This window comes from Thioalbus denitrificans, from assembly GCF_003337735.1.
Taxonomy (GTDB): domain Bacteria; phylum Pseudomonadota; class Gammaproteobacteria; order DSM-26407; family DSM-26407; genus Thioalbus; species Thioalbus denitrificans.
Genome location: NZ_QPJY01000004.1, coordinates 99,864 through 114,842 on the forward strand (window position 1 = coordinate 99,864; position 14,979 = coordinate 114,842).

Annotated in this window: 10 protein-coding genes; 2 read left to right on the forward strand and 8 right to left on the reverse strand. The window is 68.6% G+C overall.

Annotation, left to right across the window (positions count from 1 at the left end; translation table 11 throughout):
* Positions 1-244: 244 nt before the first annotated feature.
* The 5 genes from pheA to mtnA form a co-directional block, all read right to left on the reverse strand.
* Entirely contained in the window at positions 245-1,342 is a 1,098-nt protein-coding gene (gene pheA, locus DFQ59_RS10415; RefSeq protein ID WP_114279645.1) for a prephenate dehydratase, read from the reverse strand.
* Positions 1,339-2,538 (reverse strand): phosphoglycerate dehydrogenase, encoded by a 1,200-nt coding sequence (locus DFQ59_RS10420; RefSeq protein ID WP_114279646.1) that lies wholly within the window; start codon positions 2,536-2,538, stop codon positions 1,339-1,341. The genes pheA and DFQ59_RS10420 overlap by 4 nt, the downstream gene beginning before the upstream one ends.
* A 138-nt stretch (positions 2,539-2,676) precedes the next feature.
* On the reverse strand, positions 2,677-3,759 hold the full coding sequence (serC, locus tag DFQ59_RS10425; RefSeq protein WP_114279647.1) for a 3-phosphoserine/phosphohydroxythreonine transaminase: 1,083 nt from the start codon (positions 3,757-3,759) through the stop codon (positions 2,677-2,679).
* A gap of 92 nt (positions 3,760-3,851) precedes the next feature.
* Complete coding sequence (gyrA, locus tag DFQ59_RS10430) at positions 3,852-6,473, reverse strand: DNA gyrase subunit A (RefSeq protein WP_114279648.1); 2,622 nt, start codon at positions 6,471-6,473, stop codon at positions 3,852-3,854.
* A 93-nt stretch (positions 6,474-6,566) separates the two neighbouring features.
* Positions 6,567-7,619 carry an S-methyl-5-thioribose-1-phosphate isomerase gene (gene mtnA / locus DFQ59_RS10435; protein WP_114279649.1) on the reverse strand — a complete coding sequence of 351 codons (1,053 nt, stop codon included), beginning with the start codon at positions 7,617-7,619 and terminating at the stop codon, positions 6,567-6,569.
* Between the two features lie 358 nt (positions 7,620-7,977).
* Between mtnA and DFQ59_RS10440 the strand changes: the two genes are divergently transcribed.
* Positions 7,978-8,556 carry a Maf family protein gene (locus DFQ59_RS10440; protein WP_114279650.1) on the forward strand — a complete coding sequence of 193 codons (579 nt, stop codon included), beginning with the start codon at positions 7,978-7,980 and terminating at the stop codon, positions 8,554-8,556.
* A gap of 254 nt (positions 8,557-8,810) precedes the next feature.
* Here the strand turns inward: DFQ59_RS10440 and DFQ59_RS10445 are convergent, their stop codons facing one another.
* From DFQ59_RS10445 to rluC, 3 genes are read right to left on the reverse strand one after another with little or no spacing between them, the layout of a single operon-like run.
* On the reverse strand, positions 8,811-9,782 hold the full coding sequence (locus DFQ59_RS10445) for a S49 family peptidase (protein ID WP_114279651.1): 972 nt from the start codon (positions 9,780-9,782) through the stop codon (positions 8,811-8,813).
* Positions 9,775-10,485 carry an HAD-IA family hydrolase gene (locus DFQ59_RS10450; RefSeq protein ID WP_114279652.1) on the reverse strand — a complete coding sequence of 237 codons (711 nt, stop codon included), beginning with the start codon at positions 10,483-10,485 and terminating at the stop codon, positions 9,775-9,777. The genes DFQ59_RS10445 and DFQ59_RS10450 overlap by 8 nt, the downstream gene beginning before the upstream one ends.
* A complete protein-coding gene (gene rluC / locus DFQ59_RS10455) occupies positions 10,482-11,438 on the reverse strand; it encodes a 23S rRNA pseudouridine(955/2504/2580) synthase RluC (protein ID WP_114279653.1) in 957 nt (318 codons plus the stop codon). Before rluC ends, DFQ59_RS10450 begins: the two co-directional genes overlap by 4 nt.
* Positions 11,439-12,000: 562 nt before the next feature.
* Between rluC and rne the strand changes: the two genes are divergently transcribed.
* Positions 12,001-14,928 (forward strand): ribonuclease E, encoded by a 2,928-nt coding sequence (rne, locus tag DFQ59_RS10460; protein WP_114279654.1) that lies wholly within the window; start codon positions 12,001-12,003, stop codon positions 14,926-14,928.
* Positions 14,929-14,979: the final 51 nt, after the last annotated feature.

A 14,979-nucleotide genomic window follows, 5' to 3' on the forward strand; every position in this document is an offset into this window, starting at 1 on the left:
GCAACTCGCCCTGTCTCTGATCAATCAAGACTTTCACGTCATCCCCCCCGGCTACCGCTCCCGCACTCCCGCACTCCCGCACTCCCGCACTCCCGCACTCCCGCACTCCCGCACTCCCGCACTCCCGCACTCCCGCATTCACGCACTCCCGCATTCACGCATTCACGCATTCACGCATTCACGCATTCACGCATTCACGCATTCACGCATTCACGCACTCACGCACTCACGCACTCACGCAGACTCACATCACCGCCATCGGATAGGAGCCCAGCACCTTCAGCAGCGTGGACACCTCGTCCAGTTCGCCCAGCGCCTTGGCCACCTGGGCGTCCTCGGCATGCCCCAGGATGTCGATGAAGAAGACGTAGTCCCACATGCCCCGGCGCGAGGGCCGCGACTCGATGCGGGTCATGCTGATCTGGTGGCGGAACAGGGGGTCCAGCAGCCGGTAGAGCGCGCCCGGCTTGTTCGGCGCCGAGATGAGCAGGCTGGTCTTGTCCTTGCCGCTGGGTCCGGGCGACTGCTTGCCGATGATGAGGAAGCGGGTGGTGTTGTCCGGTTCGTCCTCGATATTGCGCACCAGGGCGGGGAGCTCGTAGCGCTCGGCGGCCAGGTCGCCGGCAATGGCGGCCACGCCCCCCTCCTCCACCGCGGCGCGGCGGGCGGCTTCGGCGTTGCTGCTCACGTCGATGCGCTCCACCCGGGGCAGGTGGGCATCGAGCCACTCGCGGCACTGGGCGAGGGACTGCTGGTGGGAATAGACCCGGCGGATGCGATCGATATCCGGCTCCCGGGAGAGGAGGTGGTGGTGGATGCGCTGCTCCACCTCGCCGCAAATCTGCAGCGGCGAGTTCATGAAGGTGTCGAGGGTATGGTTCACCACGCCCTCGGTGGAGTTCTCCACCGGCACCACGCCGTAGTGGGCGTTGCCCGATTCCACCTCGCGGAACACCTCGTCGATGGCGCCAAGCGGGACGCTGATGACGGAGTGGCCGAAATGCTTGAGCGCCGCGGCCTGGGTGAAGGTTCCCTCGGGACCCAGGTAGGCGATCTTCATGGGCTGCTCGAGCGCCAGGCAGGCGGACATGATCTCGCGGAACAGCCGCGCCACCTCCTCCGCCGAGAGCGGACCGGCGTTGCGGTCCAGGATCCGGCGCAGCACCTGGGCCTCGCGCTCGGGCCGGTAGAAGAACACCTTGCCGCCGGTGCCGGAGCGCTCCTTGATGTGCGCCACGGCCTGGGCGCACCTGGCCCGTTCGTTGATGAGCGTCTGGAGCTCCTGGTCCAGCGCATCGATGCGCTGGCGGATGTCCTCCAGCTGCTGCTGCTCGTCGTTCATCTGGCTTCGGACTCGTGCTCGGGAACGGTCCCGGGTATGAGGCGGACCGCGAGCACCCCGCTGATGGCGCCGATGCGCTCCAGCACCGCGGCGGAGACTTCGTTGTCCACGTCGATCAGGGTGTAGGCTACCTCCCCCCGGGACTTGTTCAGCATGTCGATGATGTTGAGCCCCGCCTCCGCCAGCGCCGTGGAAATCTGTCCCACCATGTTGGGGGTATTGGCGTTGGCGATGCCGAGCCGCACGCCCCCGTTGCGGGGCATGGAGACCTCGGGGAAGTTCACCGAGTTGTGGATGTTGCCGTTCTCGAGGTAGTCGCGCACCTGGTCGACCACCATCACCGCGCAGTTCTCCTCCGCCTCCCGGGTCGATGCGCCCAGGTGCGGCAGGGTCACCACCCGCGGGTGGTTCTTGAGCAGGTTGGTGGGAAAGTCGCAGATATAGGCATAGGCCCGCCCGCTGTCCAGGGCCTCCACCATCGCCTCGTCGTCCACGATGCCCTGGCGCGAGAAGTTGAGGATCACCACCTCCTCGCGCATGCGCCGCAGCCGCTGGGCGCTGATGAGGCCGCGGGTGCCCTCCACCAGCGGTACATGCAGGGTGATGAAATCGCTGCGGGCGAACAGGTCGTCGACGCTGGTGGCCTGCTGGACCTGGGAGGAGAGCTGCCAGGCCCGCTGCACCGTGATGTCGGGGTCGAAGCCCACCACGTTCATGCCCAGTGCCAGCGCCGCGTTGGCCACCTTCACGCCGATGGCGCCCAGCCCCACCACGCCCAGGGTCCGCCCCGGCAGCTCGAAGCCGGCGAAGTTCTTCTTCCCGGCCTCGGTCTGCCGGTGCAGGGTCTCGTCGTCGCCCTCCAGGCCGCGGGCGAAGTCCCAGGACTGGACGATGTTGCGGGCGCCCAGCAGCATCCCGGCGATCACCAGCTCCTTGACGGCGTTGGCATTGGCGCCGGGCGCGTTGAAGACGGGGATTCCGCGCTGGCTGAGCTCCGCGACGGGGATATTGTTCACCCCGGCGCCGGCCCGGCCCACCGCCTTGAGCGTATCCGGGAGCGCCATGCCGTGCATGGCGTGTGAACGCACCAGGATGGCGTCGGGATGCTGGAACTCGGAGGCCACCTCGTAGCGGTCGCGCGGCAGCCGCTCCAGCCCGGCCAGGGCAATATTGTTCAGCGTCAGTATCTTGTACACGGCGCATATCCCCTTCGTGCATTCAGCGCCCCACGTTCTGTGCGGGGGCGCCCGTGTTACCTCGTGAGTGCGTCAGTGCGTGAGTGCGCAAAGGCTTCCCCGCATTCACGCATTCACGCATTCACGCATTCACGCTCTTCACCCATGCTTGCGCTCGAACTCGGCCATGAAGGCCACCAGCGCGTCCACGCCCTCCTCCGGCATGGCGTTGTAGATGCTGGCGCGCATGCCGCCCACGGAGCGATGGCCCTTGAGCGTGACCAGCCCCTCGGACTTGGCTTCGCTGAGGAAGGTGGCATCGAGCTCCGGGTTGGCCAGGGTGAAGGGCACGTTCATCCACGAACGGCAGGCCGGGTCCACCGGGTTGGCATAGAAGTCCGAGCCGTCGATGGCGGCATAGAGCTTGCCGGCCTTGCGCTGGTTGATGGCGCCCATCGCCTCCAGCCCGCCGAGATCCTTGATCCACTCGAACACCAGCCCCGCGAGGTACCAGCCGTAGGTGGGCGGGGTGTTGTACATGGACTCGTTATCGGCATGGGTCCGGTAGTCGAACATGGTGGGCGTGCCGGCCAGCGGCTCGGCGAGCAGGTCCTCGCGCACGATGACCACCGTCAGGCCGGCGGGACCGATGTTCTTCTGCGCCCCGGCATAGATGATGCCGTAGCGGGAGACGTCCACCGGCCGCGAAAGAATGGTGGAGGACATGTCCGCCACCAGCGGCACCGTGCCGGTATCGGGCACCCAGTGGAACTCCACGCCGCCGATGGTCTCGTTGGGCGTGTAGTGGACGTAGGCCGCGCCGGAGTCCAGCTGCCAGGCGTCGAATGCCGGAACGGTGTTGAACTTCTCCGCCTCGGAGCTGGCCGCGATGTTGACCGTTCCGTAGCGCCTGGCCTCGGCGATGGCCTTCTTCGACCAGGCTCCCGTATTCACGTAATCGGCCCGTCCGGCAGCGCCGAGGAGATTCATGGGCACCATCGCGAACTGGCTGGAGGCGCCGCCCTGGAGGAACAGCACCTTGTAGTTGGCGGGAATGGCCATCAACTCGCGCAGATCCGCCTCCGCCCTGGTGGCGATGGACATGAACTCCTTGCCGCGATGGCTCATCTCCATCACCGACATGCCGCTTCCCTGCCAGTCGAGCATCTCCGTGCGCGCCCGCTCCAGAACCGCCTCGGGCAGCATCGCCGGACCCGCGCTGAAGTTGTACACCCGTGCCATCGCCTTCTCCCCTGTGGTTGACTCAACGCCGGGGTGCCGACCGCCAACTGCCGCCGGCTCCAGCCCGGCCCTCCCGATGAACCCTGTCGCGATCAATCGTCCCCGGCGCCGCTCTCTCCGCCCGCGCCGGTATCCGCCGCGGCATCCTCCGCATCCGCCTCTTCCGACGTCTCGGCATCGCCGATATCCGCCTCGGCGATGCGCTCCAGGCCCACCAGATTCTCCTCCTCGGCCAGGCGGATGAGGGTCACGCCCTGGGTATTGCGGCCCAGCCTGGAGACCCCGGCCACCGGCGTGCGCACCAGGGTGCCCTGGTCGCTGATGAGCATGATCTCGTCATCGTCGTTCACCTGCACCGCGCCCACCACGGCGCCGTTGCGCTCGCTGGTCTGGATGGAGATGACGCCCTGGCCGCCGCGGCCGTAGGTGGGATACTCCTCCACCGCCGTGCGCTTGCCGTAGCCGTTCTCGGTGGCGGTGAGAACACAGCCGCCCGGCTGGGCGATGATGAGGGAGATGATCCGCGCCCCCGGGGGCAGGCGCATGCCGCGCACGCCGCGGGCGACCCGCCCCATGGCGCGCACGTCGCGCTCGGAGAAGCGGATCGCCTTGCCGGCGTCGCTGAACAGCATCACGTCGCGCTCGCCGTCGGTGATGTCCACGCCCACCAGTGCGTCGCCCTCGTTCAGGTCCAGGGCGATGATGCCGCTGCTGCGCGGGCGGGAGAAATCGGTCAGCGGGGTCTTCTTGACCGTGCCGCCGGCGGTGGCCATGAACACGCAGAGCCCCTCCTCGTACTCGCGCACGGGCAGGATGGCGGTGATGCGCTCCCCTTCGGTGAGGGGCAGCAGGTTGACCAGCGGCTTGCCGCGGGCGCCGCGGCCGGCCTGGGGCAGCTGGTAGACCTTGAGCCAGTAGACCTTCCCCGCGCTGGAGAAGCAGAGGATGGTGTCGTGGGTGTTGGCGATGAGCAGGCGGTCGACGAAATCCTCGTCCTTCACCGCCGTCGCGCTCTTGCCCCGGCCGCCCCGGCGCTGGGCGCGGTAGTCGGCCAGCGGCTGCGCCTTGGCATAGCCGGTGTGGGACAGGGTCACCACCACGTCCTCCTCGCTGATCAGGTCCTCCAGCGTGAGGTCGAGCTGGGATTCCAGGATCTCGGTGCGGCGGGTATCGGCGTACTGGTCCCGGATCTGGGTGAGCTCCCCGCGAATCACCTCCAGCAGCCGCACGGTGCTGCCCAGGATGCCGAGCAGATCCTGGATGGCGTCGAGCAGATCCTTGTACTCGTTGACGATCTTGTCCTGCTCCAGCCCGGTCAGGCGGTGCAGGCGCAGGTCCAGGATGGCCTGGGCCTGGGCCTCGGAGAGGCGGTAGCCGTCCGGCTGCAGACCGAATTCCGCGGCCAGGTCCTCGGGGCGGGAGGCCGCGGCGCCGCTGCGCTCCAGCATGGCCAGCACCGGACCCGGCGCCCAGGCCTGCGCCATCAGGCCCGTCTTCGCCTCGGCCGGGCTGGGCGCGGCCTTGATCAGGGCGATGATGGGATCGATGTTGGCCAGGGCCACCGCCAGGCCTTCCAGGATGTGGGCGCGATCCCGCGCCTTGCGCAGATCGTAGAGGGTGCGGCGGGTCACCACCTCGCGGCGGTGGCGCAGGAACGCCTCCAGCAGGTCCTTGAGGTTGAGCAGCCGCGGCTGGCCGTCGGCCAGGGCCACGATGTTGATGCCGAACACGGTCTGCAGCTGGGTATGGGCGAAGAGGTTGTTGAGCACCACCTCTCCCATCTCGCCGCGCTTGAGCTCGATGACCACGCGCATACCGTCCTTGTCGGACTCGTCGCGCAGCTCCGAGATGCCCTCCAGTTTCTTCTCCTTGACCAGTTCGGCGATCTTCTCGATCAGCCGGGCCTTGTTCACCTGGTAGGGAAGCTCGGTGATGATGATGGTCTGGCGGCCGGTCCCCGGGTCGGTCTCGATGGCGGCGCGTCCGCGCACGTAGATGCGGCCCCGGCCGGTGCGGTAGGCCTCGACGATGCCGCGGCGGCCGTTGATGATGGCCCCGGTGGGGAAATCGGGCCCCGGCAGGTAGCCCATCAGGTCGTCCACGGTCAGGTCCGGGTCGTCGATGAGCGCCACGCAGGCGTCCACCACCTCGCCCAGGTTGTGGGGCGGGATATTGGTGGCCATGCCCACCGCGATGCCCGCCGCGCCGTTGACCAGCAGGTTCGGCACCCGGGTGGGAAAGACCGAGGGCTCCTTCTCGGTCTCGTCGTAGTTGGGGACGAAGTCGACGGTCTCCTTGTCGAGATCCGCCAGCAGCTCATGGGCGATGCGCGCCATGCGCACCTCGGTGTAACGCATCGCCGCCGGGGCGTCGCCGTCAACCGAGCCGAAGTTGCCCTGGCCGTCCACCAGCATGTAGCGCAGGCTGAAGGGCTGGGCCATGCGCACGATGGTGTCATAGACCGCGGCGTCGCCGTGGGGATGGTACTTACCGATGACGTCACCCACCACGCGGGCCGACTTCTTGTAGGGCTTGTTCCAGTCGTTGCCCAGCTCGCTCATGGCGAACAGCACCCGCCGGTGCACGGGCTTGAGGCCGTCGCGCACATCCGGCAGGGCGCGGCCTACGATAACGCTCATGGCGTAGTCGAGGTAGGACTGTTTCAGCTCGTCCTCGATGTTGACAGGCAGAACTTCCCGGGCGATTTCAGCCATCCTGACGGTGTTCCCTTGCATGCCGGGGCGCGGCGTTCCCGCACCCCCATAATAAAGCGTTCAATGATACCACAAGGCTGCCGGCGGGTGCCTTCAAACCCCCATCATGGCGGCCATCCCGGCCCGGTCGGGGGAGCGCACCACGCCCCGCTCGGTGACGATGGCATCCACCAGCTCGGCGGGGGTGACATCGAAGACCGGATTCCAGGCCTGCACGCCAGGCGCGGCCACCCGCTGGCCGCCGAGACTGGCCACCTCCTCCCCGGCGCGCGTCTCGATGGGTATGGCCGCGCCATCGGGCACCGCCATGTCCACCGTGGAGGTGGGGGCCACCACCATGAACTTCACGCCGTGGTAGCGGGCCGCCACCGCCAGCTGGTAGGTGCCGATCTTGTTGGCCACGTCGCCGTTGGCGGCGATGCGGTCGGAGCCCACGATCACCCAGCCCACCTTGCCGGAACGCATCACCAGCGCCGCCGCGCTGTCGGCGATCAGGGTGGCGGGGATATGGTCGTGGACCAGCTCCCAGGCGGTGAGCCGCGCCCCCTGCAGCCAAGGCCGGGTCTCGTCGGCGAACACCTCGGTGATGCGACCCTCGGCGAAACCCTGGCGGATGACGCCCAGTGCGGTGCCGAACCCCCCGGTGGCCAGCGAGCCGGTGTTGCAGTGGGTCAGGACCCCGCAGGGGCCCTCGATGAGGGCGGCGCCCAGTTCGCCCATGCGGTGATTGGCGGCGATGTCCTCCTCGTGGATGCGCCGCGCCTCGTCGAGCAGGGCCGGCACCGGGTCACCCTCCAGCCCCGCCAGGCACCGCCCCATGCGCTCCAGCGCCCAGAACAGGTTGACCGCCGTGGGCCGCGCGGCGGCCAGGACCTCCAGGTCCGCCGCCACCGCCTCCCGCCAGCCGGCGGGGTCCTCGGCGTACCGGGCCCGGGCGGCCAGCACCACGCCATAGGCCGCCGCGATGCCGATGGCCGGCGCCCCGCGCACGGCCATGTCGCGAATCCCGGCGGCCACCTCCGCCGCCGTGGCCAGGTGCAGATAGGCCTCCGTGTGGGGCAGCAGGCGCTGGTCCAGCATCTCCACCGCCCCGTCCGTCCAGCGTACCGCCTGGATCGTCTCCTGGAACTTTTCCGCTGCGGGCATCCGTCCGGTTCCTCCCCTCATGCCGAATCCTCTGCAAAACCGCGTGATTTTCGCACATCCCCCCACCCGCACCAACTCGCCGCGGCCACAGAAAATCCCATGAGCCGCAGATTTCGCTGATTGACGCTGATTTCACCTTGCCCCCGGAAGCGCGCATCAGCAGAACCACAGGGCGGCACTGGCTCGCAGACACGCGACACCCAGTCCCCGGGAACCTGAATCAGGCACCACCCTGACCTTGTGCACAACCCGAATAATCCGCGCAAATCAACGTAATCTGCGGTTAGCCAGGTCTTTTCCTCGAACCCGGCGGGGCTGGTATCATGCCACCCCCTACCCGGATAGCGGAGCAAGACCCATGCAACCCCTGGTACTCGCCTCCACCTCGCCCTATCGGCGCGAACTGCTGGAACGGCTCGGCCTGCCGTTCACCACCGCCGCCCCGGAAGCGGACGAAACCCGCCATGGCGGCGAGAGCCCGGAGGCGCTGGTCCGGCGCCTGGCCGAGGCCAAGGCCCGCGCGGTGGCGGGACAGTTCCCCGACGCGCTGGTCATCGGATCGGACCAGGTGGCGGTGAACGGCGGCGAGGTGCTGGGCAAGCCGGGGGGATTCGAGCGGGCGGCCGAACAGCTGCGCCGGGCCTCGGGCCGGCGCGTCGGCTTCCTGACCGGGCTGTGCCTGCTGAACACCCGCACGAACCGGGCCCAGGTCACCCTGGAGACCTTCGGGGTGGTGTTCCGCCACCTGACCGATGCACAGATAACCCACTACCTGGAGCGCGAGCAGCCCTACAACTGCGCCGGCAGCTTCAAGTCGGAAGGCCTCGGCATCGCCCTGTTCGAACGCATGGAGGGGGACGACCCCAGCACCCTCATCGGCCTGCCCCTCATCCGCCTGGTGCGGATGCTGGAGGCCGAGGGCGTGGAGGTGGTCTGAAATCCGCCACGCAGACACATTGGAAAGTAAAAGACTTTATCCGCAGATTACACAGATTACGCAGATTTATTGGAGCCGATTCCGTGCTCCCTGCCAGAAATCCCACTCGGTGCAACGGGAGGGTTGTTCGCCGAGAGGTCATCTGTCTCTCCGGGCGATGTGATGCGCCCCAAGATGCCGCCTGTCAGGAAGAAATAATCTGCGTAATCTGCGGATATATTTACTCTTTTCCCGTCGCTGCGTGGAGGAGAAGCTCAGCGGGCCAGGAGGGCTCCCGGGGCGCCCTGGCTCCAGAGCAGGTTGGCCATGACCAGACCGAAGCGCTCCAGGAACTGGTCGATGAGATCCTTCTCCACGGTGAAGTCCACCAGCTTCTCCGCGCCGATGACCTCGCGGGCCACGTAGCCGGCGCTGCCGAGGCCGTCCACCAGCCCCAGGGCCAGGGCCTGCTCGCCGGACCAGAACAGGCCGCTGAACAGCTGCGGGTCGTCCTTGAGCCGGTCGCCGCGCCCCGCCTTCACGCTGTCGATGAACTGGGCGTGGATCTCCTCGAGCATGGTCCGGATATGGTCCGCCTCGACGGGATCGAGGGGGGTGAAGGGATCCAGCAGGGCCTTGTGCTCACCGGCGGTGAACAGCCGCCGCTCCACGCCGATCTTTTCCATGGCGTCCACGAAACCGAAGCTGTTCATGACCACGCCGATGGAGCCCACAAGGCTGGCCTTGTCGGCGTAGATGGCATCGGCCGCACTGGCGATGTAATAGCCGCCGGAGGCGCCCATGTCGGTAATCACCGCGTAGAGCTTCTTGCCCGGGTGCTGCTCCCGCAGGCGGCGGATCCCGTCATAGATCTCCCCCGCCTGGACCGCGCTGCCGCCCGGGCTGTTGATGCGCACGATGACCCCGGCCGCATGGCTGTCCTCGAAGGCGGCGCGCAGGGCGGTCATCACCCGCTCGGCGCTCGCGTCGGTCTCCTCGGCGATGAGACCCCGCACATCCACCAGCGCCGTGTAGCGCCCGGTGGGCATGGTCGGCACCTCCATGTCCCGCGGCCACCAGGCGACGAGAACCACGCTCAGGTAGAGAAAGCCCAGCAGCTTGAAGAAGTTGCCCCAGCGCCGGCGCCGCCGCGCCTCCACCAGGGAGGCGAAGGCCAACCGTTCGAGCAGATCCTCGCGGCTCTCCTGCCCCTCCGCCCTGCGCCGGAACCAGTTCCTGTCAGCCATGCCTTCTGTCCTCGGTTCTCTCGGATGGGCCAGTGGAGTGTTTCACGCCTGCGCCTTCCAGCCAGGAGGGCAGCTCGCCGATCGAGTCCAGGCAGTGCAGCGGAGCGTGGCGGCGCAGCCGGTCGCAGGAGTGCACCCCGTAGCTGACCGCCAGGGACGCCGCCCCCGCGTTGACCGCCATCTCCATGTCGTACTCGCTGTCGCCGATCATGAGCGTGTCCCGGGGATCGACTCCCGTGATCCGCATGATCTCCAGCAGCATCTGCGGATGGGGCTTGGAGCGGGTCTCGTCGGCGCAGCGGGTGACGTGGAAGCACGGGCCCAGGCCGGTTTCCTGCAGCACCCGGTCGAGCCCTCCCCGGCCCTTGCCGGTCGCCACGGCCAGGAAATAGCCCGCCTCGGCCAGCCTCTCCACCACCTCCCGCGCTCCCGGGAAGAGCGCCGAGGGGGTGGTGTCGGCCACCAGGTAGTGATGCCGGTAGCGTTCCACCAGCCGCTGCTGCAGCGCTTCGTCGCCGCCGGGATAGAGCCGGTCCATGGCCTCGCGCAGTCCCAGGCCGATGACGTTGCGCACCGCCTCGGCGCCCAGCGCGGGCAACCCCAGGTCGGCGAAGGCCGCCTCCATGCAGGCCACGATGCGGGCCTCGGAATCCATCAGGGTTCCGTCCCAGTCGAAGACCAGCAACTGATAGGGACCATTCATCGCTTCAATTTCTCCAACACCCGTTCCAGTTCCGGCGGCAGCGGCGCCTCGAGTTCCAGCGGCTCGCCCGTCTGCGGGTGCTGCAGCCGCAGCGCCGCGGCATGCAGGAACAGCCGCTTGAGACCCAGCTCCCGCAGGCGCCGGTTGAATTCCTCGTCACCATATTTCTCGTCCCCTGCCAGGGGATGCCCGAGGTGGGCCGCGTGCACCCGGATCTGGTGGGTGCGCCCGGTCTCGAGCCGCACCCTGACCAGGGTCGCCTCGCTGTAGCGGGCCACAGGCTCGAAATGACTCACCGACGACTTTCCTTCCCCGTCGACCCGCACCACCCGCTCACCCGACTTCAGCACATTCTTGCGCAGGGCGGCGTCAATCCGCCGCGCCCCGCCCGTCCAGGCGCCACGCACCAGGGCGAGATAGGTTTTCTCCACCCGCCCCTCGCGCAGCGCCTCGTGCAGCGCCCGCAGGGCGCTGCGCTTCTTGGCCACCATGAGGCAGCCGGACGTCTCCCGATCCAGGCGGTGGACCAGTTCGAGGAAACGGTACTCGGGATAGATGGACCGCAGCGCCTCGATGGCGCCGAAGCTCAGCCCGCTGCCGCCGTGCACCGCGAGCCCGGAGGGCTTGTCCAGCACCAGCAGGGCGGCATCCTCGTAGATAAGCGACTCCCGGATCCGCTGTACGGTTCCCTCCGCCGGTCGGACAGCGGCCGCGGGCGCGGCCGAGCGTACGGGCGGAATGCGGACCAGATCGCCGCTCTGCAGGCGGTACTCCGGTCGAATCCGCTTGCGGTTGACCCGCACCTCGCCCTTGCGCAGCAGGCGATAGAGATGGCTGCGGGGTACACCCTTGAGGCGGGTGGTGAGGAAGTTGTCGATGCGCTGGCCCTCCGCGCCCTCATCCACCTCGACCCACTCCACGCCGGGAGCTCTGGTATCTCGTTCCTGGATCATCCGCCCATGATACCAGCACTCCCCTCCCCGGCATTAAACACGGCCAAGATTGCACGGCCTTGACAAAGCCTGATATCTTATGCGCCATCCGCGCTTTCCAGGCCGGGCTTACCGCCCCGGAGCAGTCGTGGTGTGCATCCGCGGTTTCCGCTCCCTTCAGGGCCATAACCCTGCAGTGCATTCGGCAGGGGCCGGGATGTCAAAAATGGTTTTTCCTGCCGCCGGCGGCTGTGGTCGGCGGCAGCCTGTGCCATGTTGCCGGCGCGCACGCGAACCGGACCGGCACGGACTTTGGAGGCGTGCGTCTCCAGGAACGAAACGGAACAACCGCCGCGCGGAAGCACTCTTCCCGTTGCGAAGCGGCTGACCACACGGCCTCCCCTCCCGACGTTGCGCGGCTCGCTGTTACGCGCCCCGGCGGGCCCAAGGGCTGGCGCCGGGTGGTGGCTGCCGTCGGATTGCGATGGCGACCCGTTCCGTGGAATTCCTGCCGCACGCGGTCACATTCAATGGCGATCCCGCCGCAAGCGGTCGAGCGCCAACCGGACATAAAGATAACTCAATGAAAAGAATGCTGATAAACGCAACTCAGCAGGAAGAGTTGCGCGTGGCCCTGGTGGACGGGCAGAAACTCTACGACCTGGACATCGAACTCCGCTCCCGGGAGCAGAAAAAAGCCAACATCTACAAGGGACGCATCACCCGCGTCGAGCCCAGCCTCGAGGCGGCCTTTGTCGACTACGGGGCCGAACGTCACGGCTTCCTTCCCCTCAAGGAAGTGGAACGCAGCTACTTCCGCAAGACCCCGGAATCCGGCGGTCGCGTCAACATCCGGGACGTGCTCCAGGAAGGCCAGGAGCTGGTGGTCCAGATCGACAAGGAGGAGCGCGGCACCAAGGGTGCGGCCCTCACCACCTTCATCAGCCTCGCTGGCCGCTACCTGGTCCTGATGCCCAACAATCCCCGCGCCGGGGGCATCTCGCGCCGCATCGAGGGCGAGGACCGCACCGAGATGCGCGAGGCGATGAGCTCGCTGGAGATTCCTCCGGGCATGGGCCTCATCCTGCGCACCGCCGGCGTGGGCAAGAGCGCCGAGGAGCTGCAGTGGGACCTCGATTACCTGCTGCACCTGTGGGAGGCCATCAGCCAGGCCGCCAGCGACAAGAAGGCGCCGTTCCTGGTCTACCAGGAAAGCAACATCATCATCCGGGCCATCCGTGACTACCTGCGCAAGGACATCGGCGAGATCCTCATCGACGACGACGGGGTCTACCGGCAGGCGCAGGAGTTCATGCAGCAGGTGATGCCCCACAACCTGAGCAAGGTCAAGCGCTACACCGACTCCACCCCGCTGTTCACCCGCTTCCAGATCGAGAGCCAGATCGAGTCGGCATTCCAGCGCGAGGTGCGCCTGCCTTCGGGCGGCGCCATCGTCATCGATCACACCGAGGCGCTGGTATCCATCGATATCAACTCCGCCAAGGCCACCAAGGGTGGCGATATCGAGGAGACGGCGCTCAACACCAACCTGGAAGCCGCGGACGAGGTCGCCCGCCAGCTGCGCCTGCGCGATGTGGGCGGCCTGGTGGTCATCGACTTTATCGACATGACCCCGGCCCGCAACCAGCGCGAGGTGGAGAACCGGCTGCGCGATGCGCTGAAGGTGGATCGCGCCCGCGTGCAGGTCGGCCGCATCTCCCGCTTCGGCCTGCTGGAGATGTCACGCCAGCGCCTGCGCCCGTCGCTGGGCGAATCCAGCCACGTGGTCTGTCCCCGCTGCGAGGGTCAGGGCACCATCCGCAGCATCGAATCCCTCTCCCTGTCCATCATCCGCCTGGTCGAGGAAGAGGCGATGAAGGACAACACCGGTCAGGTGGTGGTCCAGGTGCCCGTGGAGGTGGGAACCTTCCTCCTCAACGAGAAGCGCGCCGCGGTGTCCCAGATCGAGGCGCACAACGGGATCCGCGTCCTGATACTGCCCAACCCCCACATGCACACGCCCCACTTCGAACTGGAGCGTACCCGCCGGGACGACAGCCAGGCCCAGGCACCGCTCACCCCGAGCCACCGCCTGATCAGCGAGCCGGAGGCACCAAGCCTCCCCGCCGCCGCCGGCAGCCGCGCGACGGCCGATGAGCCCGCCGTGAAGACCGTGGCGCCGCCCATGCCGGCCCCCGCACCGGCGCCGCAGAGCGAGGCGCCGGCCACGCAGCCCGGGGAGACCCGGACCCATCCCAGCGGTGGTTTCATCCGCCGTTTCTGGTCGAGCCTGTTCGGCGGCACCGAAGAGGAAGCCGCCGCGGAAGGCGCCACCACCGGGGAGCCGGCGGCAAAACCGCGCCCGGCTCCGGCCAGGGCACGGGCTGCGGACACCGACGAACCCCGGAGCCGCGGCGGGCGTGAGCGTGGCGGAAACGGCGGCCGGGAGCGTGCCTCCGGCCGCGGGCGCAGCGGCGGAGAACGCCAGGAAACCGGGGAGCGGGGTGAGCGCGGCCGTCGTGGACGTACGGCAGAAGGCCGCGGCGGACAGGAGGCCGCGCCGTCCCCCGCGGAGCGGAAGACCGCCCAGGGCGACAAGCCCGCAGTCCCGGCCAGGGCCGACGAGAGCGGCGACGAGTCCCGCAGTGATTCGCGCAGCGGTGCCCGTCGTGGCCGCCGGGGCGGCCGTCGTCGGCGCCGTTCGGACAGTGGCGAGGGCGCTACGGAGCAGCAGGCCGGCGCGACGAACAATGCCGGCGTTGACGCGGAGACCCGTGAACGGCCCTCCGCCCAGCCCGGGAAGAAGCCCAACGAGGAACCCGCTCGCGGCGGCGCCCCCAGCACCGACTCCGGGAGTACCGAGGGGAAGGCGGGCCAGGACCGGCCCGAGGACGGAGAAGGCGGGGAGCGTCCGTCCCGACGCCGTTCCCGGCGCCGGCCCCAGGATCGGAGACGCGACGAGAGCGGCCAGGGCGGACCGGGAGAGGGTTCGACCGAGGGCTCCGTACCGCGTACGGCCTCCGAAACGGCTGATCACAGCCCGCCGGGCCGGGAACCGGCGGAGAATCGTACGCCCGCAGCCGACATCCCGCCTGTAGGCGAGCCCCGCTCCACGACCCCGGTTGCCCCGGCGCCTGCCGCCCCGGTTCCGGCGGAGTCCAGGCCCGCGGCTCCGGCCCCCGCGGCTCCGGCCCCGGCCGCACCGGCTCCGGCCCCCGCGGCACCGAAGCCCGCCGCCCCGGCGCCTGCCGCCCCGGCTCCGGCGGAGTCCAGGCCCGCGGCTCCGGCCCCGGCCGCACCGGCTCCGGCCCCCGCGGCGCCGAAGCCCACCGCTCCGGCGCCTTCCGCCCCGGCTCCGGCGGAGTCCGGGCCCGCGGCTCCGGCCCCGAACACGCCGACTCCGGCCCCCGCGGCACCGAAGCCCGCCGCCCCAGTCAAGGATCGGTCCGAGAGAACGGAACAGCCGGGCTCCGTCGAGTCTGCGCCCAAGCCGACCAGCCAGGGCGAGTAGCAGTCGATGCATATAGGCCCCGGTGCCATACACCGGGGCCTTTTTCTGCGC